The sequence below is a fragment of the Terrimonas ginsenosidimutans genome, assembly GCF_022012415.1.
GTDB lineage: Bacteria > Bacteroidota > Bacteroidia > Chitinophagales > Chitinophagaceae > Terrimonas_A > Terrimonas_A ginsenosidimutans.
This window is the reverse complement of the sequence record NZ_JAKLTR010000001.1, coordinates 25700-43270: the sequence shown is the minus strand read 5'-3', so window position 1 is coordinate 43270 and position 17571 is coordinate 25700. Positions and strand designations below refer to the sequence as shown.

The 17571-nt window shown below is 45.2% G+C and carries 17 protein-coding genes; 13 read left to right on the top strand and 4 right to left on the bottom strand.

Annotated features, from left to right (window positions below):
* Positions 1 to 27: 27 nt before the first annotated feature.
* Complete coding sequence (locus LZZ85_RS00180; RefSeq protein WP_237867895.1) at positions 28 to 1983, bottom strand: NACHT domain-containing protein; 1956 nt, start codon at positions 1981 to 1983, stop codon at positions 28 to 30.
* 179 nt (positions 1984 to 2162) lie between these two features.
* Here LZZ85_RS00180 and sufB point away from each other — a divergent pair, with 179 nt between their 5' ends.
* The 13 genes from sufB to LZZ85_RS00115 all read left to right on the top strand — a co-directional run bounded on the left by sufB (position 2163) and on the right by LZZ85_RS00115 (position 13542).
* Complete coding sequence (sufB, locus tag LZZ85_RS00175; RefSeq protein ID WP_237867894.1) at positions 2163 to 3644, top strand: Fe-S cluster assembly protein SufB; 1482 nt, start codon at positions 2163 to 2165, stop codon at positions 3642 to 3644.
* 150 nt (positions 3645 to 3794) lie between these two features.
* Positions 3795 to 4583, top strand: coding sequence for a Fe-S cluster assembly ATPase SufC (gene sufC / locus LZZ85_RS00170; RefSeq protein ID WP_237867893.1), 789 nt, complete (start codon positions 3795 to 3797; stop codon positions 4581 to 4583).
* Positions 4583 to 5866: a Fe-S cluster assembly protein SufD gene (sufD, locus tag LZZ85_RS00165; RefSeq protein WP_237867892.1), complete on the top strand. Its 1284-nt coding sequence runs from the start codon at positions 4583 to 4585 to the stop codon at positions 5864 to 5866. Before sufC ends, sufD begins: the two co-directional genes overlap by 1 nt.
* 378 nt (positions 5867 to 6244) lie before the next feature.
* Positions 6245 to 7498: a cysteine desulfurase gene (locus tag LZZ85_RS00160; protein WP_237867891.1), complete on the top strand. Its 1254-nt coding sequence runs from the start codon at positions 6245 to 6247 to the stop codon at positions 7496 to 7498.
* Positions 7499 to 7507: 9 nt separating this feature from the next.
* A complete protein-coding gene (locus LZZ85_RS00155; protein WP_237867890.1) occupies positions 7508 to 7939 on the top strand; it encodes a SufE family protein in 432 nt (143 codons plus the stop codon).
* A 2-nt stretch (positions 7940 to 7941) separates the two neighbouring features.
* Complete coding sequence (locus tag LZZ85_RS00150; protein WP_237867889.1) at positions 7942 to 8259, top strand: iron-sulfur cluster assembly protein; 318 nt, start codon at positions 7942 to 7944, stop codon at positions 8257 to 8259.
* A gap of 168 nt (positions 8260 to 8427) precedes the next feature.
* Positions 8428 to 8919 carry an RrF2 family transcriptional regulator gene (locus LZZ85_RS00145; protein WP_237867888.1) on the top strand — a complete coding sequence of 164 codons (492 nt, stop codon included), beginning with the start codon at positions 8428 to 8430 and terminating at the stop codon, positions 8917 to 8919.
* A gap of 593 nt (positions 8920 to 9512) precedes the next feature.
* Positions 9513 to 9899 carry a hypothetical protein gene (locus tag LZZ85_RS00140; protein WP_237867887.1) on the top strand — a complete coding sequence of 129 codons (387 nt, stop codon included), beginning with the start codon at positions 9513 to 9515 and terminating at the stop codon, positions 9897 to 9899.
* Positions 9900 to 9910: 11 nt separating this feature from the next.
* The gene (locus tag LZZ85_RS00135; protein WP_237867886.1) at positions 9911 to 10519 is read left to right on the top strand and encodes a hypothetical protein; all 609 of its coding nucleotides are present in this window, start codon (positions 9911 to 9913) and stop codon (positions 10517 to 10519) included.
* Positions 10510 to 11502: a prenyltransferase/squalene oxidase repeat-containing protein gene (locus LZZ85_RS00130; protein WP_237867885.1), complete on the top strand. Its 993-nt coding sequence runs from the start codon at positions 10510 to 10512 to the stop codon at positions 11500 to 11502. Before LZZ85_RS00135 ends, LZZ85_RS00130 begins: the two co-directional genes overlap by 10 nt.
* Positions 11499 to 12437: a hypothetical protein gene (locus LZZ85_RS00125; protein ID WP_237867884.1), complete on the top strand. Its 939-nt coding sequence runs from the start codon at positions 11499 to 11501 to the stop codon at positions 12435 to 12437. The genes LZZ85_RS00130 and LZZ85_RS00125 overlap by 4 nt, the downstream gene beginning before the upstream one ends.
* 64 nt (positions 12438 to 12501) lie before the next feature.
* Positions 12502 to 13017, top strand: a complete 516-nt coding sequence (locus tag LZZ85_RS00120) for a GNAT family N-acetyltransferase (RefSeq protein ID WP_237867883.1) — start codon at positions 12502 to 12504, stop codon at positions 13015 to 13017.
* A 33-nt stretch (positions 13018 to 13050) separates the two neighbouring features.
* On the top strand, positions 13051 to 13542 hold the full coding sequence (locus LZZ85_RS00115; RefSeq protein ID WP_237867882.1) for a MarR family winged helix-turn-helix transcriptional regulator: 492 nt from the start codon (positions 13051 to 13053) through the stop codon (positions 13540 to 13542).
* A 112-nt stretch (positions 13543 to 13654) separates the two neighbouring features.
* On the opposite strand, the gene LZZ85_RS00110 is transcribed toward LZZ85_RS00115, so the two are convergent.
* From LZZ85_RS00110 to LZZ85_RS00100, 3 genes are all read right to left on the bottom strand, one after another.
* The gene (locus LZZ85_RS00110; RefSeq protein ID WP_237867881.1) at positions 13655 to 14155 is read right to left on the bottom strand and encodes a hypothetical protein; all 501 of its coding nucleotides are present in this window, start codon (positions 14153 to 14155) and stop codon (positions 13655 to 13657) included.
* Positions 14156 to 14239: 84 nt separating this feature from the next.
* Positions 14240 to 14947 carry an SIMPL domain-containing protein gene (locus LZZ85_RS00105; protein WP_237867880.1) on the bottom strand — a complete coding sequence of 236 codons (708 nt, stop codon included), beginning with the start codon at positions 14945 to 14947 and terminating at the stop codon, positions 14240 to 14242.
* Positions 14948 to 15100: 153 nt separating this feature from the next.
* Positions 15101 to 17437, bottom strand: a complete 2337-nt coding sequence (locus LZZ85_RS00100; protein ID WP_237867879.1) for a S9 family peptidase — start codon at positions 17435 to 17437, stop codon at positions 15101 to 15103.
* Between the last annotated feature and the right edge of the window lie 134 nt (positions 17438 to 17571).

Below are 17571 nucleotides of genomic sequence, written 5' to 3'. Positions count from 1 at the left end.
CAAAATTCAATCAATAGCAAAGCCTTCTTAGATATCTTTAAAGTTATCTATCAGTTGTTCTCTTGCAATCTCATTTTCAATTTGGGCAAGTTCATGTCTGGCTAGATCTGGGTCGATAAAAGAGCCCTGCCTAGAGCCTGGACCTCTAAGGCTGTGACGTAATATCTGGGTAATTTCCGAGAAATTTTTGGACGTATTTAACGGCGATTTTAAATCATCGTTCACTAGAAACAATTCTTTTTGAGGTATCTTGACCTTTTCTCTATACGAAAGATCTTCTGATAAATCTTTTTTAACAAATGGAATACTTTTTTGGAGCAACAGATCGATTATTTTCCCTTCGAACTGATCGGCCACAATCAGATAAAAGTGCGTTGCAGTGATAACGCGGTTAGCTTGTTGAGCGTTTTCAAATATAGTCGAAGCGAGCGTAAAAAGCTCTTCAGCCCTCTTTTCAAAGTTTTTTCTGTTAGCAATGATAGTCGAACTTGCAAAAGTTATCGATTTTCGATACTTCAAATCATTTACTGGAATATCTGTAAAGTCGGCGTAGGAGGTATCATAAAACTGAATAAATTTTCTGAGAAGTTTGTGTATTACAATTTGTCGAAACGTTTTGTAATCTAATTCAGCAAGAAAATCTAGAATATTTAAGAACCCTTCACGCTCTGATGTATAGATCCTTTCCAATATTTCAACCTTACGGCTATTATAAGCTATAAAATCAGCAGCAAAGTAGTCCTGTAATGATTTGTGCGCCCATTTTAATTTCGCTCCCTCTCTTTGAAACAAAGGAACCGATGACAAAAGATCATCTAAGAAATCAGCGCTTTTAAACACGATTCCTGGACATTTTCCTTTGGCTAATTCTATGTAAGATGTTAGTTCAGATTCATTATAGACAATAGTCCCAAGAACGGCCGTGTCAAATGCTAGCTGGCGTAAAAGGGTTCTAAATTGTTGAATGTCTAACTTAGATTTCTTAGGGCGAGTCCATCCATCTTTAGAAAGATCATGCCTCTTAAACAATGCAAAATAAATCTCTTCATAAAATGATACTTTATTTGAAGGGATATCTTTGTTATAGGTGTAGGTGCTATATATCAGCGATACCAAAAAGGGGTTTTTCAAGAGCTCTTTAGCTTGATTAAAGCTTTGGTCTATTTCAGTGATTAATTTTTCGCCAATTTTAATTGGGCATATAGAGTCGTATTTTAGAATTAGTTCAAAAGCTTCCTCTTTCTCTAATGGCCGAATATTAAAAGACTGGAAATCTCCGAAAGTGGCTAAAGCGCTCTCCGGTCGAGATGTCATTAAGAAATAATTATTTGACGCCTTGTTAATAAATTCGCGAATATCTTTTGTAATAACTTCTTGATCTTTTGTTAATAGTTCATCAAAACCGTCAAGAAGAATGATAAAATTACCTAGCTCCAAAAACTTCAAGATCAGATCCTTGTTGAACGACGCATCGATTGGGTTAATTTGATTACAGATTTCATCCAACAGCGAATGGCTTTCTTTCAAATTTCGTAGCTCGACTATAATAGGAATACCAATTGAATTTTCGATTATTTGTGAGCCAATCCATTTTACCATCGTGGATTTTCCCATTCCAGCAGTATCAGAAATCAAGATTTTCTTATAAGGCTGAATATGGGTAATAGAAAACTTATCTATTTTGACTTCTTTGCGATCTTTTGAGGATTGAAGTGTTAATGGATAATAAATGTCTCTGATTTTAATTTGTTGATTTTGAAAGAGCAGAATATTGACGTTTTGGCAAAAGGCATACGTACGGCCTAGATACTCTTCAAACCTATTTTCAAACCAAGGCTCGTCAAGCTGACCATTAATATCTTGTTTTTTGATCCATTTTCCCAATCTCTCCAGTTTGGGCTTAAGAAATGACGATATTAGTGGATCGATGAAAGGTTTTGCGATTGTAACTAAATCCTTTACCGTCTCTAAATTGTATTCCATTGAAAAGATTTAACCGTGCTAAAATAGTCACTCCTAATGTAGGAAATAAAGTATAATTTTTTAGGATATATATGGCTTACTGCAGGGTTTTACACATATGTAATTATTTGCCTGTCTTATCCCCCAAAATCAAAAATCAATTTATACTTTTTTGTACACACGCTTCCGTAACTTTGCGGATGATGAAAACAGAAATAGAAAAACCTGCCAGGCCGATCCACGATTCTGAAGATTACCTGGAACAAGCGATACAGGCCGAGTATAAGTACGGTTTTGTCACGGATATTGAGGCGGATGAAGCTCCTAAGGGGCTGAACGAGAACATCATACGTTTCATTTCAGCCAAAAAGAACGAACCAGCATGGATGCTCGAATGGCGCCTGAAAGCTTTTGCCCACTGGCAAAAGATGAAAGAACCCAATTGGGCAAATATCAAATATGATCCGATTGATTACCAGGATATTAAGTACTATTCTGCCCCCAAACAGAAGATCAAGCCCGGTAGCCTGGATGAGATCGATCCGGAACTCCGGAAGACCTTCGAAAAGCTCGGCATTTCCCTCGATGAACAGAAACGACTGACCGGCGTGGCCGTGGATGCCGTGGTGGATTCCGTATCCATCGGCACCACCTTCAAAGCCCAGCTGGGTGAGCTCGGCATCATCTTCTGCTCCATCAGCGAAGCCATTCAGGAACACCCGGAGCTGATCAAGGAATACCTCAGCACGGTCGTGCCTATTACAGATAACTATTTCTCCGCGTTGAATGCTGCTGTATTCACCGATGGATCATTCGTTTATATACCAAAAGGCGTCCGCTGCCCGATGGAACTGTCCACCTATTTCCGGATCAATGCCGAGAATACGGGTCAGTTCGAGCGTACCCTGATCATCGCCGACGAAGGCAGCTATGTTAGCTACCTCGAAGGTTGCACCGCCCCGATGCGCGACGAAAACCAGCTGCACGCAGCCGTGGTGGAACTCGTGGCCATGAAAGACGCGGAGATCAAATACTCCACCGTTCAGAACTGGTATCCCGGTGATAAGAACGGCGTGGGCGGGATCTACAACTTCGTGACCAAACGCGGGATCTGCAAAGGCGATAACTCCAAGATCTCCTGGACACAGGTGGAAACCGGCTCGTCCATCACCTGGAAATACCCAAGCGTAATATTAAAAGGCGATAACTCAGTCGGGGAATTCTATTCCGTGGCCGTGACCAATAACTACCAGCAAGCTGATACCGGTACCAAAATGATGCACCTCGGGAAGAACACCAAGAGCCGCATCGTGTCAAAAGGTATCTCGGCGGGATTCAGCAATAACAGCTACCGCGGGTTGGTGCAGGTGAATAAGAATGCGAGCAATGCACGGAACTTCTCTCAATGTGATTCGCTGTTGCTGGGTGATAAATGTGGCGCGCATACGTTTCCTTATATAGAGGTGAAGAATAGTTCTTCGATGGTGGAGCATGAAGCGACGACGTCGAAGATTGGGGAAGATCAGTTGTTTTATTGCAACCAGAGAGGGATGGATACGGAAACGGCGGTGGCGCTGATTATAAATGGATTTGCGAAGGAGGTGATGAACCAACTTCCAATGGAGTTTGCGGTAGAGGCTCAGAAGCTGCTGGCTATCTCCCTTGAAGGAAGCGTTGGATAATTGATGGGCGTAGGAGGATCGCAGAGGGCGCAGAGAAGGCGCAAAGGGCGCAAAGATATCTTGGCGTACTTAGCGATTCCTTAGCGGGCTTGGCGATACTTAATACGCCGCACAAACAAAGTACAATAACAAAGAAAAATAGTTAGTTCAATGTTGAAGATCGACAACCTGCAAGCAGGTATTGAAGGAAGAAAAATTCTCAAAGGCATCAGCCTGGACATCAAGCCCGGTGAAGTGCATGCCATCATGGGACCGAACGGTTCCGGTAAGAGTACGCTGGCATCGGTGCTGGCTGGCCGCAAAGATTATGAAGTGCTCGGTGGTTCTGTAGAGTTCCTCGGTAAAGACCTGCTTGACCTGGAGCCGGAAGAACGCGCGGGCGAAGGATTGTTCCTCGGGTTTCAATACCCGGTGGAAATTCCAGGACTGAGCACGACGAACTTTATCAAGACAGCCGTAAACGAAGTACGCAAGTATCGTGGTGAAGAGCCGCTGGATGCTGTGAAGTTCCTGAAGCTGATGAAAGAGAAAATGGCGCTGATGAATATCGATCAGTCATTGCTGAGCCGTTCACTCAATGAAGGGTTCTCCGGTGGTGAGAAGAAGCGCAACGAGATCTTCCAGATGGCGATGCTGGAACCGAAACTCGCGATCCTGGATGAAACGGATTCCGGCCTGGATATCGATGCGATCCGCGTGGTATCGAACGGGGTGAACAAGCTGCGCAATAAAGACAATGCTGTGCTGCTGATCACGCACTACCAGCGCCTGCTGGATTATATCGTTCCTGATTTCGTGCACGTATTATATAAAGGACGGATCGTGAAGTCTGGTCCGAAAGAACTGGCATACGAGCTCGAAGAGAAAGGATATGATTTTATTAAAAACGAAATTGATGCGGCAGAGCTGGCTGACCAGGTCGCGGAAATAAACAAGTAATGGATACAACGACTTATATAAAGGAACAATTCGAACAGTTGCAGTCGGCCGACAGCGGCAGCGGGCTGAGCGCCAAAAGGCAGGATGCTTTTGCGGCATTCAGCACGATGGGCATTCCGACGACGCGTCATGAAGAATGGAAGTACACGAGGATCGGAGGTTTTTTCAATAAATCTTTTGAGATCGGTGCATCGAAACAGATCGATATCGATGCGTATCGTTTGCCGGGTCATGAAGTGGCGAATGAACTGGTGTTTGTGAATGGTCAGTATGCACAGGATCTTTCGACGATCCGTTCAGCTGAACTGAACGTGGTGGCGCTGGAAGATGCATTGACAAATGAATATGCTGAGATCGTAAATAAGCATTTCAATCATAGCGCGCAATATCTGAAAGACGGGATCAACGCGTTGAATACGGCTTTTGTAACCAAAGGCGCGGTGTTCATCGCGGTGAAACGCGGTAAGATCGTGTCGCACCCGGTGTACATCTATAACATCACGGATGGACAGGTGCTGGCATTACCAAGAACATTGGTTCATCTGGGTGAGAATGCACAGATACAAATTGTTGAGACGTTTGCAAACGTTGGCAATGCGGAAAGTCTGACGAACCAGGTGATGGAGATCGTTGTTGAACGTGATGCGATCCTGGATTATGTCAAAATTCAGAATGAGCATGCGCAAGCAAGCCAGGTGAGTACGACGCATATCCGTCAGACAGGTAAAAGTTTGGCGAATGCGGTGACGATCTCTCTGAATGGCGCGATCGTACGGAACAATACGAACGTGGTGATGGAAGATGCGTATTGCGAAGCGCATTTGTATGGGTTGTATTATCCGAAAGGGAATACGTTGATCGATAATCATACGGTTGTTGACAACGCACAGCCGAATTGTTATAGCAATGAGCTCTACAAAGGCATGCTGGATGAGAATGGAACGGGTGTGTTCAATGGGAAGATCTTTGTGAGACAGCCGGCGCAGAAGACAAACGCCTTCCAATCTAATAAGAACGTTTTGTTATCAGATACGGCGAGCGTGAATACGAAGCCGCAATTGGAGATCTTTGCGGATGATGTGAAGTGTTCGCATGGATGTACGGTGGGGAAATTGGATGAGGAGGGATTGTTCTATTTGCAATCACGGGGAGTGCCTGAAAGAACGGCGAAAGCGATGTTGCTCCATGGGTTTGCGGGGGATGTGATTGAGAAGATAAAGATTGGGGTGATTAGGGAATATGTAGATGGATTGGTGAGTGAGAGATTGGGGTACGAAGCGTAATTGAACTTAATAGAAACCTTTGGTCGCCTCTGCACTTAGTCACTCTTGCAGTTGCTGTTTACATAGCCCCGTCCCGCTCTGTTTCCCCGGGCGGGCGAACTAAATAGGGTAACAATCTTACTGCAAGCCAGACCCGGGGTCTCTCGAGTTGAAGAGTTCTTCAATGATTTGAGAGGTCGGGAGGTTGAAAGGTAGAGAAGGGTTTGGTAGTTAGAGGGGTCCCGGGTCTCGGTCGTTTAAGTTTGTGAGGGGTTGAAAGGAGATCGCCCGGGATAACAAGTTGTAGGGATTGAGGCGGCACGAGCAGTCCGAAAGAAGAAAAGACTTTGAAAGAAGAAGACAATAGTGGGCAAGTGTATCACAGATAAAAAGTAAGCTATGATCACATCAATAGATACCGAAGTGAAGAAAAAGACTTTCGATGTACAGTCTTTCCGCGAGCAGTTCCCGATCCTGAAACGCCAGGTGAAAGGGTATCCTTTGATCTATCTCGACAATGCAGCTACTTCACAAAAGCCGCAGGTAGTCATCGACGCACTGGTGAATTACTACTCCGGTTTTAACGCAAATATTCATAGAGGGATTCACTCACTCGCTGAAGAAGCAACTGCTGCTTTTGAAGCAACGCGCGATACCGTGAAAGATTTCATCAATGCTTCAAGCAGAGAAGAAATTATATTTACGAGAGGGACTACTGAAGGTATTAATCTTGTCGCAGCCACCTGGGGAAGAGCGAATGTAAAAGCCGGCGATGAGATCATCATTACGAATATGGAGCATCACTCCAACATCGTTCCCTGGCAATTGCTGTGTGAAGAAAAAGGCGCGGTGCTGAAAGTGATCCCGGTGGATGATAATGGTGAGTTGATCTGGGAAGAATTTTTGAAATTGATTTCGCCGAAGACGAAGCTGATTTCCGTAGTACATGTATCAAATGCATTGGGTACAGTGAACCCGGTGAAGAATATAATTGCTGAAGCACGCAAAGTTGGTGCATTGGTGATGGTAGATGGCGCGCAATCGACCGTGCATTTGGACATCGATGTGCAGGATATGGATTGCGATTTTTTCGCTTTCTCTTCCCACAAATTATATGGCCCGACGGGGATTGGTGTGTTGTATGGCAAGAGAGATCTCCTGTTAGCAATGCCGGTTTACCAGGGTGGTGGAGAAATGATCAAGGAAGTGAAGTACACAGGAACCACGTTCAATGATCTTCCTTATAAATATGAAGCGGGAACGCCGAATATTGCGGATACGATTGCATTGAAAACCGCGATCGATTTTGTGAATGAAACAGGTAAGGATGTGATGCGGAGACATGAAGATGAATTGCTGGATTATGCAACAGAACAATTGCAACAGATCCCGGGATTGAAGATCATCGGTCAGGCGAAGGAAAAAGTGAGTTTGGTTTCATTTATTATCGATAAACTGCATCCGCAGGATATCGCGATCTTGCTGGATAACCGCGGGATTGCGGTGAGAACTGGTCACCATTGCGCGCAGCCGCTGATAGACCGATTCTGCATTCCGGGTACAACACGTGCATCGTTTGCGGCGTATAATACAACGGAAGAAATTGATGAACTGGTGAAAGGCTTGCATAGAGCTATCAAATTACTGGCATAATTGACAGGGATGAGTACGATCAGGGATATAGAAAAAGAGATCGTCGAAGAGTTTGGACTCTTTGATAATAATGACGATAAATACGAGTACATTATCGACCTGGGTAAGAAGTTACCGGTGCTCGATGATCAGTATAAGACAGATGATAATAAGGTCCGCGGTTGCCAGTCATCGGTCTGGCTGCAGGCAGACTATAAAGATGGAAAGATCTTTTTCAGTGCGGATAGTGATTCAGTGTTGGTAAAAGGATTGATCAGCATGCTGGTGAGAGTTCTTTCGGGAAGAACACCGGATGAGATCATAGGAGCGCCGCTGGATTTTATCAAAGAAGTAGGGTTGACATCCTTTCTTGCGCAGACGCGTTCGAATGGATTGTTGTCGATGGTGAAACAGATCAAGAATTACGCGTTAGCATTTAAATTGAAACATTCAACTACATAGCGATGATGATGAACGAAGATGAAATGAAAGAAAAGGTGATTGATGTGTTGAAGACCATTTATGATCCGGAGTTGCCGGTGAGTATCTGGGAGCTGGGATTGATTTACGAAGTATCAATCTTACCGTTGAATAATGTACAAATTGTGATGACATTGACAGCGCCGGGTTGTCCTGCGGCACAATCGTTGCCGGTAGAGGTAGATCAGAAGGTGAAGGAGATTGAAGGGGTGAATGATGTGCATGTGGCGGTGACGTGGAGTCCGGCGTGGAATAAGACGATGATGTCGGAGGCGGCACAGTTGGAATTGGGATTTATGTAGGGCGGCTTGCGTAGGAGCTTCGCAAAGAGCGCAAAGGACCGCCAGGGACGCAATGGAGAAAATTATTCAGCATATTGGAGATGATTTCGGTTTAAGATACTTAGCGCCCTTTGCGGCCCTTAGTGATCTTTGCGATACTCCTCTTTCGATTTAAGATATTATCCGAAAATGAAAATCACTGCTCAAGAAGAATACGGTTTGCGGATCCTGATAAGGATTGCCCGTTGTCCAGACAACGTTGGCTTAAGCATTCCGCAGCTCGCAGAGGCCGAAGGCCTGAGCAGTCACTATGTGGCGAAGCTCACGCGGGTTTTGCGGATGGGAAACTTTATTAATAGCACACCGGGACATAAAGGAGGATATGTGCTGGCCAGAGCGCCAAAAGATATCAATATCCGGTTGGTACTCGAAGCATTGGGTGGTGTGTTGTTTGACAAACGTTTTTGTGATTCGCATGTCGGTGCGATGAGATTGTGTACGAATTCAGTGGATTGTTCTGCCCGGTCCCTGTGGCAGATGATACAGCATACGGTAGATCAATTGTTGAATAAGATCTCCCTCCAGGAATTGATCAACCCGGAAGATGTTTCGGTGAAGGTGTTGAACTTCATTCTCGATCAGCCGACGCCGAAGATGGAAGTGGAATTTCCGGCTCGGTAGTATGGCGTGGGTTCCCGCAGATGACGCAGATTTTACCAGTTTATTTATTGGTTAGTGATGCCATAAGGTATCGGTTGTGATTCGCATCCGCAGATGACGCAGATAAGTATCCATTATACGGTAACTTATCCGCGTCGTCTGCGGATGCGAATTAAGATGTGTACGCTGTTAATGCAATCAACAATCATTGGAAGCTATGATCTGCGTCTTCTGCGGGCACCGACCGCCGTGCTCCTACGCTGAAGCTTCGGCGCAAGCGTAAGCGTAAGCAAAGCAGAGGCGGGAACCTACGCCAATGATCGATTAAGTTTATCCATCCTCCTAAAGAATTCTTATCCGGTACAAACAATGATCGCTTTATATCCTTTATGAGATATAAGCGATGAAATACAAAGAATTCGTAGCATATTGGATCTTTTCTCCCCGAAATAGCTTTCTTTTATAGTACCAAGATCCTGGTGTTTCAATAACTACTCACTATTTATCTCTATCCTTTTGCACGCTTTACTGGTGATGAATCATTCCTCTGCTTAGTTAGCTTCGATGATGTTTACTGAATCTTATTGTTTTTAATTTATTTAAACTTATCTATTATGGGAGTTTCAACTATTCTTCCTGGTACATGGGAAGGAGACTACATTGACGTAAGAGGATACAAAGGTATTCTCGAAATGAAGATCGAAGCAAGAGAAAGTGAATTGAGCGGCCGGTTCAAGCTAACCGTGAAAGACATTGACAAGCCGCAGATCTTCGAAGGTTCGCTGAAAGGTGAATCGAATGAAAAAGAAACCAGGTTGTCGTTGATGATCTACGATAAGGAGTCTTCGCAGGATCTTCAGTTCACGCACGAAATAAAGATCACCGATGGCGGCACCTATGCCAGTCAGTGCTTTTATGGAATGGTTACGTCTGTGGAGAAATCCGTGTTTGGCGGCGGTGTATGGATCGCGTGGCATTTCAAAAATAAAAACAAGCAATAAACCTTAATACTATGGCAACCTGGACAACACATACCGAAGGAGGAAGCTGGAATGGAGGAGGAACAGAAGTGCCTGACTGCAGCGTGGCGCAGCGGGAGGCGATCATCAATGCGTTCAATAACTTCAGTTCCCGTTCCTGCTTAAATTGTTTTGGCGGACTGTCTGGTCAGCTGAATGAAAAGTGGAGGGAGATAGAGATCGACTGTACCGATTCTGAATGCGACAGACTCGATGGCCGGAACAGTGGCAACAATATTCTTATTTGCAATACATCATCAACCAGGGTTGGACCTGTGCTGCTTCATGAAATGGTCCATGCCTGCGGAGGAACCGAAATGGATTCTGAAGCAGTGGAACATGCCTGCTTCAATGGCAGCGGCGCCACCGCGCCATTTGGTGATGACTGGGATAAATTCCGAAGCGAAACAGACGAGCTGGAAGGAAACGAAATAGAACGTGTAGGTAAATTCATGATCTGGAATTCCGACACAGGCGAAGTATGGGAGAAAGTAGTGGAAGGCGGAAGCTGGGCCAGCGGCGGCACTGTCAGGAAAGGCAGGCGTTGCTTTCAATCAAACAGTTGGATCCATAGCTATACAGGCGGAGGTTCATGGATATGAGGATACCTGTTCAGCATGGACTGCAATTCCTTTTTGACAGTTATCAACGCAAAGGCGTATGGGAAGAGTTTTTAACACTGGCAGGCCCCGGTACAAACTGGGTGTCTGCCTATATCGCCTGTCAACTCGTACTGATCGATGATGAGAAAGCACATGAGCTGCGCAAAAAAGTATGGCATAAGCTTTCGGGGTCAAGGATGTTTCTTAAGCAAAGTAAATGGGGATTCAATAGCCGCGTGCCGGCTGATGCAGATTCAACGATCTGGGTGTTATTGCTCGCCAGTCAACTCGGTATCGAACCTTCGCGCCAGTCAAAAAGCTATGCGTTCATTCGACGGCATATTCAATCGAATGGCGGAATCAGTACATATAAAGACGACCGGATGATCCGTTTGTTCACCAAACTAAAAAAGAATATCTCTTTCGCAGGGTGGTGCCATGATCATACATGCGTAACAGCAGCAGCGCTAAGCTTACCAGAACTCGCAGATGAAAACATGATCCGGTACTTGCTGGATCAGCAACAGGGGAATGGCGCATGGCCCGCCTACTGGTGGGTAACCAGTGCCTACTCCACCGGACTGATAGCGGAAGGATTTTGCAGATTGAACAACAATATGCCGGAAAAGAAATTGAGCGACGCAGTTGAGCAGTCAGTCAATTGGAGTATACAGAAACTGCGTTCATCCAGATCCTTCCTGCCCTTTGAACTTTCTTACCTGTTGCGCATATTGAAATGCGGCGACGAACAAAAATGTGCCTACTGGATAGAATACGTGTTAGATGAGTTGATCTCACTGCAATCTCCTGATGGTTCATGGGAATCATCAGCGCTGCTTCGGATCCCCTTTCCACATACCATCGATCCCGCAACGATCATGAACTGGAACTGGCAAGGCAAAGGCGGCGGCTGTATCATACAGGATCATAACCGTTGCTTTACTACCGCATCAGTACTTTATTCATTGTCTTTATATTTATGAATGCTTATCAGAAAGCTGCTTCAATAGACGGGCTGAAAAGCCGGCTTTTGGCAAATCTTAAGACGAAGCTAAGTCGTGAGACTTACCTGGTCGACCGCAGGAAGATCGAACTCGCGGGGTTCATGCAATGGGACCAGTTGATCAACGATCTTAAGGAAAAGGAGATTACGGAAACTGATTTTCTGCAAGAGGTGAACCTGCCTAAATCAACACTGATCAGGATCATTGGTTTTGGAATGGCTTTCTCCGATAAGTTCCTGCCATTGACGGAGAATGAACGGAGACCGGAACTGGTGAAGCTTGGCGCTTTATCAAACCTCATCGTATGCCTCTATGATCATATAGTGGATACTAAAAATAATGATGAAGATCCCCTCTCGCGGCCGGAACTTGAACGGGTTGACTTCGTTGGTACACCGGGAGCAAAACCCGGCATGTCAAGAATGGAGATCTACCAGCTGATACAATTGTATTTCCGAAAGCTGAAAAATTTATGTACCGGTCCGGATGATCTTGAGGTGTATCAGCTGATCAATAAAACTGCTTTGAAAATGTATGATGCGGAAAGGGCGACGGTCCGCATCAACGGTGTGGACGGGACAAGTGGCATGCGGAAATCTGCACTTCCGTTTGTACTGATGGGAATGCCAGGCTGGGTATTCCTCAAGCAGTCAACTGAGCGATGGTTGTTATTGATACACCTGTACAGGGTTGGGTTATTCTTCGGCATACTTGATGATATTGTCGACTATCGGGATGATCTCATCAATCATCAATTCAATTTGCTGTTGACATATAGCGAAAAAGAAATGCTGGATCTTGAAGGGAGATTGATCCATCAGATCGATGCATTGAGTTTTCGTGGCTCTCTGAATGAGCAATGGGTGCGGCTATATTACGTATGTGCCATTTCCTGGCTGGGCGGATATGAATAAGCGGAAATAAAAATGTTTTCAGATACGTAGTTAACTACCTATATTTGTGTTCAAATCAACGAACATGAATCGATCCTTCCATACAAACCTCCTGGATAACTCTCATTGCCAGGATATTATCAAGATTATCCTGCCTATTCAGCAAATTGAATTTAGTGTGCCGATCACCCTGGAAGATCAACCCGATCTGCTGGATATTGAAGGCAATTACATTAACGGAGGCGGAGGTTTCTGGGGCAGTTTCGATGGGGATAAGCTGGTTGGGACCATCGCACTGATCAATGCCGGCGACGGTGTTGGTGCGATCCGGAAGATGTTTGTGTTGAAAGAATACCGCGGAAAAGAATATGGTATCGCGCAGCAATTACTGGATACGCTATTGCAATATTGCAAGGAGAACAACATTCCCAGAGTTTGTTTGGGAACTGTCGGACAGCTTCAGGCTGCTCAGCGCTTTTATGAAAAGAATGGCTTCAGCAAGATAACTGCAGAAGAATTGCCTGCGCATTTTCCGCGCATGAAACCCGACCATATATTTTACGAAATACGCCTGGAAACAACTGTTCCAACCGCACATTAATCCATACATTTATTTTTTACCAAACAGTTGAACATGGGTCTGATCGATGATGTAGGAATTCTTGCAATCGCGACAAGGATGCAACGCCTTGCAGAAATGATGCGCAAAGACGGATTGCAGATCTATAAAGATCACCAGATTGCTTTTGAACCGAAATGGTTCCCGGTGATCTATACACTTTATCATAAGCCGCTGCTGAGCGTAGTGGAGATTGCTGTTGAGATTGGCTACACGCATCCGTCAACGATCAGTTTATTGAAGGAACTTGAGAAAGAGAAACTGATCAGATCAAAGAAAGATAAGATCGATTCGAGAAAGCGTTTGCTGCAGCTCACCGATAAAGGCCAGGAGATGGTGACGAAAATGAAACCTGTCTGGAACCTGATGATCGATGCGATCACGGAACTCACGGATACACCTACCAATCTTTTGCAGGCGATCATAGAAGTGGAGCAGAAGCTGGAAGAGAAAAGCATGGCAGCGAGGGCAGCTGCTATTCATCAGTCGAAAGGTGGTTCGAGATAAGCAATGGAGTATCGCAAAGGCCGCTAAGTAAAACGCAAAGTGCGCAAAGAGATCTCTATTTTCTTTGCGCACTTTGCGTTTTACTTAGCGGCCTTTGCGATACTGATATCGATCAGAACTGTTCCAGGAACTCTTCGAGTACCTGTTCGTCTTCTAATTGGATCAATGCATTTCCCAGCCGTGTTCTTCCGGAACAGGTGGCAATTGCGGCAAGTGCCGTTACAAACAATGTATCCTCCTGGTCGGTTTTGATCGCTTCCATGGCAAGGGTATTTAATTCCGTTAAACCCTGCTGGTAATACTTTTGTGCAGCGGGAGGAAGATCAGGATTGTTGTTCTCATGGCGTTTTTGTTCGATGATGCTGCAGAGGGCAAAAAGATTCCAATCGATGATCCCCTTTTCTTTTGTAATGCGTACTAATTGCGGGATCGCAAGATATGAGGCAAGCCCTACTTTCCCATGCTGGTGGAGGTTGTTCCATAGTTCCTGCCAGATGGCTGCGTGCGCGGCGGGATCTGTGGATTGTTCCATTTTGAGGAGGGGTATGGAGACATCGTAAAGTTTTCCGTTGGCGCCGTCGAGCTTTGCCCAGTTTTTATCCTGTAGTTTCATAAAAGTTCAGTGTGTTTGCTTCCGGGAAGGTACGCAATCGTTCTTATCAACTCCGATAATCGTTTGCAGCATTTTCTTCTTCTTTTATTTTAGCACGAACGCCGCTGTTACCCCGGACGTCACTTTTATTTTCTGAAAATCCACAGTTGGTAAAACCGATTTATCAATATAGCCGTTTGATGATACACCCCTGATTTGAATTCCCGCAGTTTTACCCTGTAGTTGATTCAATGAAATTGATTCGGTGTCGACAATATGTATGGCAGTTCCGACATCCTGTCCGAGAGGTTTAGTTAGTGCGAGCGCTTTCTGCTTTGCTGCTGCAATCGCTTTGCCTCTGCAAATATTTTTAATCGCTTCTATTTGTGTATGGTCAACGCGATCGATCGAGGCGTTTGAAATATCCAGTTTCTCCAGTTCAATGAATACATCGCTCGCGAGCGATGCACTGTTTACTTCAAGCATGTATTCCTTTGTTTTCAGAATGTCTCTTTTCTTCAGGAAAAAATATTTATAGTTGCTCAGCATATCACTCACCTGCAATTGATTTTCTGTATTGATACCCAATGCTGAAAGGGACTTCACCATTTTTACCTCAATGTCTTCCAGAGGTATGCGGTCTTTTGTATCTTTTTCAGAAACAAAAATCCGGATAAAGATCTGATTTGGTGTTACGAGAGAGTCAGCGGATCCCGTTACTTCCAGGTAAGGCTGGTCAATGAAATTCTTTTGTTGCGCATGAATGCTGGTTATTGCAAGAAAGTAAGCCGCAGATAGCAGTGGTTTTTTCATTTTTTTTATTTTAAGATGCTTTTTGTTCGGCGATTACATAAAGGGGCTCTTATTAATACTATCCTAAAATGTTGTTGGTAATATTGGGAATGGAAAACAAAAAAGGGATCGCAGAACTGCGATCCCTTCTCAAAATTTATAAGCTATGATGTCTTACCTCCCCGCCGTCGGCGCTCTCAACTCAAATTCCTTCGGAGGTTCAATGCCTCTTAAATGCTTCACGAAATAATCCCATCTTCTTCTCATCATATAATAAGAGTACTGACCGAATCCGTGCGCACTGTTCGGGAAGATCACCAGGTCAAAATCCTTATTTGCTTTTTGCAATGCTTCTACTACCAATAAGGTATTGTAAGGCGGAACGTTGTTATCCATCAGACCATGAGCAAGCATCAGCTTTCCTTTCAGGTTCTGTGCATAGTTCTGGTTTGCCTGTGCTCCGTAGTTTACGTTTTCAGCCAGACCGTTGTAGCGCTCGCCCCAGTCATCTTCATAGTTACGATTGTCATGGTTGCCTGACTCAGAGATGCCCACTTTATAGAAATCAGGATAACGGAACATGGCCGTTGCCGTTGCAAAGCCACCACCTGAGTGACCCCACATACCTACTTTGGTTGTATCCATCGGGTAGGTTTGTGAAAGCTGGCGGATCGCTGTGATCTGGTCAGGGATCGTGTTCTCTGCCATGTTACCATAGCTCATATCATGATAGCTCTTAGAGCGGTTAGGGTTGCTGGTTCCTTCGATCAGTACGATAATGAAACCCAGCTCAGCCAATGCCTGGTGATCGCTGCGTGCAGTGGAGAATGACCAGTTGCCAACGCTACCACCCTGAGGACCGGGATAGATATAATTCACTACAGGATATTTTTTGCTGGCATCCATTTTTGTTGGAGTGAATACCAGGCCATAAATATCTGTCTTGCCATCATGTGCTTTGACTTTCACCGGCGTTGGAGCTTTCCAGCCAGTCGCTTCCAGTTTGGAGATATCTGTTTTTTCCAGCTCGATGAGCTGCTTGCCGTTTGCATCACGCAGTACGGTTACAGCAGGGACATTTGGCTGTGAATAAGTATCGATGATGAACTTTTTAGAAGGAGAGAAGCTTGCGCTGTGTGTACCAGTGCCAGAAGTCAGTGCAACCAGTTTCTTTCCATCAAAGCTTACGCGATAAAGATTCGAGTAATAAGGATTCACCGGATCATTACCTGTTGTAGTGAAGGTGATCTCTCTTTTCTTTTCATCTACTTCAACAATACGGGATACAACGAATTCTCCTTTGGTGATCTGGTTTTTCACCTGGCCTGTTGTGGCGTCATAGAGATACAGGTGACCCCAGTTATCACGCTGGCTATACCAGATGAATTCGTTTGTTGCAGGAAGATAGCGCCAGTTAACACCGCCGCGGCCTGATTCATATTGTGTAGGAACTGTTTCTTCGAATACTTCTCTTACAGCGCCGGTTGCTGCATTGGCAATGCGCATTTTTGAGATCTTGTGATCGCGGGAAGTAGAAAGGAAAGCCATTTCGGTGCCGTCCGCTTTCCAGTCGATATCAGCAAGTGATCCGCCATCAGTAATGTTGTCGCTGATAGAAGAACGGTGAAAGTCCGGAGGAATTTGCAGGCGGATCACTTTTCCTGTTTCCAGGTCGATGATCACGCGGTGCAGCATGGCCACTTCTTTATCTCCCGGCAGGGGGTATTTCCAGGCGCGGAGGGTTGGGTGACCAACATTAGTGGTAGCGAGATACATATCACCAACTTTGCGTTCGTCCTGCTGGAAAGTAGAGATCTTTTTCGAATCGGGCGACCATTTCAGGATCGCTCTTTCACTGCTTGCCCAGCCGGCGTTATCAGTAGCATATCCGAAATCTTTTACGCCGTCAGTGGTCAGTTGTTTTTCCTCTTTGGTAGCAACGTCGCGGATCCAGAGGTTATAGTTTTTGATGAAGACAGCTTTTTTGCCATCAGGAGAAGTGGATTCCAGTCCGCCGAAACCACGGCGGCCGCCGCCCATTCCCATTTGCTGACCGCCTGCTTCGTTCGCAGCGGTGCCGGCTTCTGTGATGGAGCCAGTCTTCAGATCATAGTTCCATTTTTTGGAATCTGCGCTGAAGGCGATGGATTTTCCATCAGTAGAATACGCGATGGTCTGGAAAGGAAGTTTGTAAGGATCGTAATTGCGGCTGGTTTGTTTGGATAATGCAGCGGCCAATTTTGCCTGATCAAAAGCTGGTTGTTTTGCTTTTTTTGCAGCGTCCACAAGGAAGAATTCTGTTCCTTTTTCGGTGTTGACAGCGTACCAGAACTTGTCGGAGCCTTCGATCCAGGTGGGCCGCATTCCATTGCGGAAAACCAGGTTCTCGGTACCGAATCCGAGGAATTTGGCGGCATTTTCATAATCCTGGCGAGACAGTGAGTCTGTGCGCTGGGCAGTTGTTGCCAGCGAGGCCGCTAATGCGGCGAGTGTAATTAGTCGTTTTGGCATAAGTGGGTTATCAGAGCGGTTGTTAGATGATTCTGCAATATAAGATAAAGGGGTTAGACGAGTTTTTCAGGAGGAAATTGCGGGTGAGGCAGGTCTATAACTGTCAGCTTGGGAATTGGCTGGCGTAGGGCCCC

Bases quoted from the DNA above. Each gene is read 5' to 3' on its own strand.
- LZZ85_RS00150 (WP_237867889.1), top strand. From the start codon at position 7,942: ATGATGATGAACGAAGATGAAATGAAAGAAAAGGTGATTGATGTGTTG.
- LZZ85_RS00130 (WP_237867885.1), top strand. From the start codon at position 10,510: ATGGATATGAGGATACCTGTTCAGCATGGACTGCAATTCCTTTTTGAC.
- LZZ85_RS00140 (WP_237867887.1), top strand. From the start codon at position 9,513: ATGGGAGTTTCAACTATTCTTCCTGGTACATGGGAAGGAGACTACATT.
- LZZ85_RS00125 (WP_237867884.1), top strand. From the start codon at position 11,499: ATGAATGCTTATCAGAAAGCTGCTTCAATAGACGGGCTGAAAAGCCGG.
- LZZ85_RS00110 (WP_237867881.1), bottom strand. From the start codon at position 14,155: ATGAAACTACAGGATAAAAACTGGGCAAAGCTCGACGGCGCCAACGGA.
- LZZ85_RS00105 (WP_237867880.1), bottom strand. From the start codon at position 14,947: ATGAAAAAACCACTGCTATCTGCGGCTTACTTTCTTGCAATAACCAGC.
- sufD (WP_237867892.1), top strand. From the start codon at position 4,583: ATGGATACAACGACTTATATAAAGGAACAATTCGAACAGTTGCAGTCG.
- LZZ85_RS00135 (WP_237867886.1), top strand. From the start codon at position 9,911: ATGGCAACCTGGACAACACATACCGAAGGAGGAAGCTGGAATGGAGGA.
- LZZ85_RS00180 (WP_237867895.1), bottom strand. From the start codon at position 1,983: ATGGAATACAATTTAGAGACGGTAAAGGATTTAGTTACAATCGCAAAA.
- LZZ85_RS00100 (WP_237867879.1), bottom strand. From the start codon at position 17,437: ATGCCAAAACGACTAATTACACTCGCCGCATTAGCGGCCTCGCTGGCA.
- LZZ85_RS00115 (WP_237867882.1), top strand. From the start codon at position 13,051: ATGGGTCTGATCGATGATGTAGGAATTCTTGCAATCGCGACAAGGATG.
- sufC (WP_237867893.1), top strand. From the start codon at position 3,795: ATGTTGAAGATCGACAACCTGCAAGCAGGTATTGAAGGAAGAAAAATT.
- LZZ85_RS00160 (WP_237867891.1), top strand. From the start codon at position 6,245: ATGATCACATCAATAGATACCGAAGTGAAGAAAAAGACTTTCGATGTA.
- sufB (WP_237867894.1), top strand. From the start codon at position 2,163: ATGATGAAAACAGAAATAGAAAAACCTGCCAGGCCGATCCACGATTCT.
- LZZ85_RS00145 (WP_237867888.1), top strand. From the start codon at position 8,428: ATGAAAATCACTGCTCAAGAAGAATACGGTTTGCGGATCCTGATAAGG.
- LZZ85_RS00120 (WP_237867883.1), top strand. From the start codon at position 12,502: ATGAATCGATCCTTCCATACAAACCTCCTGGATAACTCTCATTGCCAG.
- LZZ85_RS00155 (WP_237867890.1), top strand. From the start codon at position 7,508: ATGAGTACGATCAGGGATATAGAAAAAGAGATCGTCGAAGAGTTTGGA.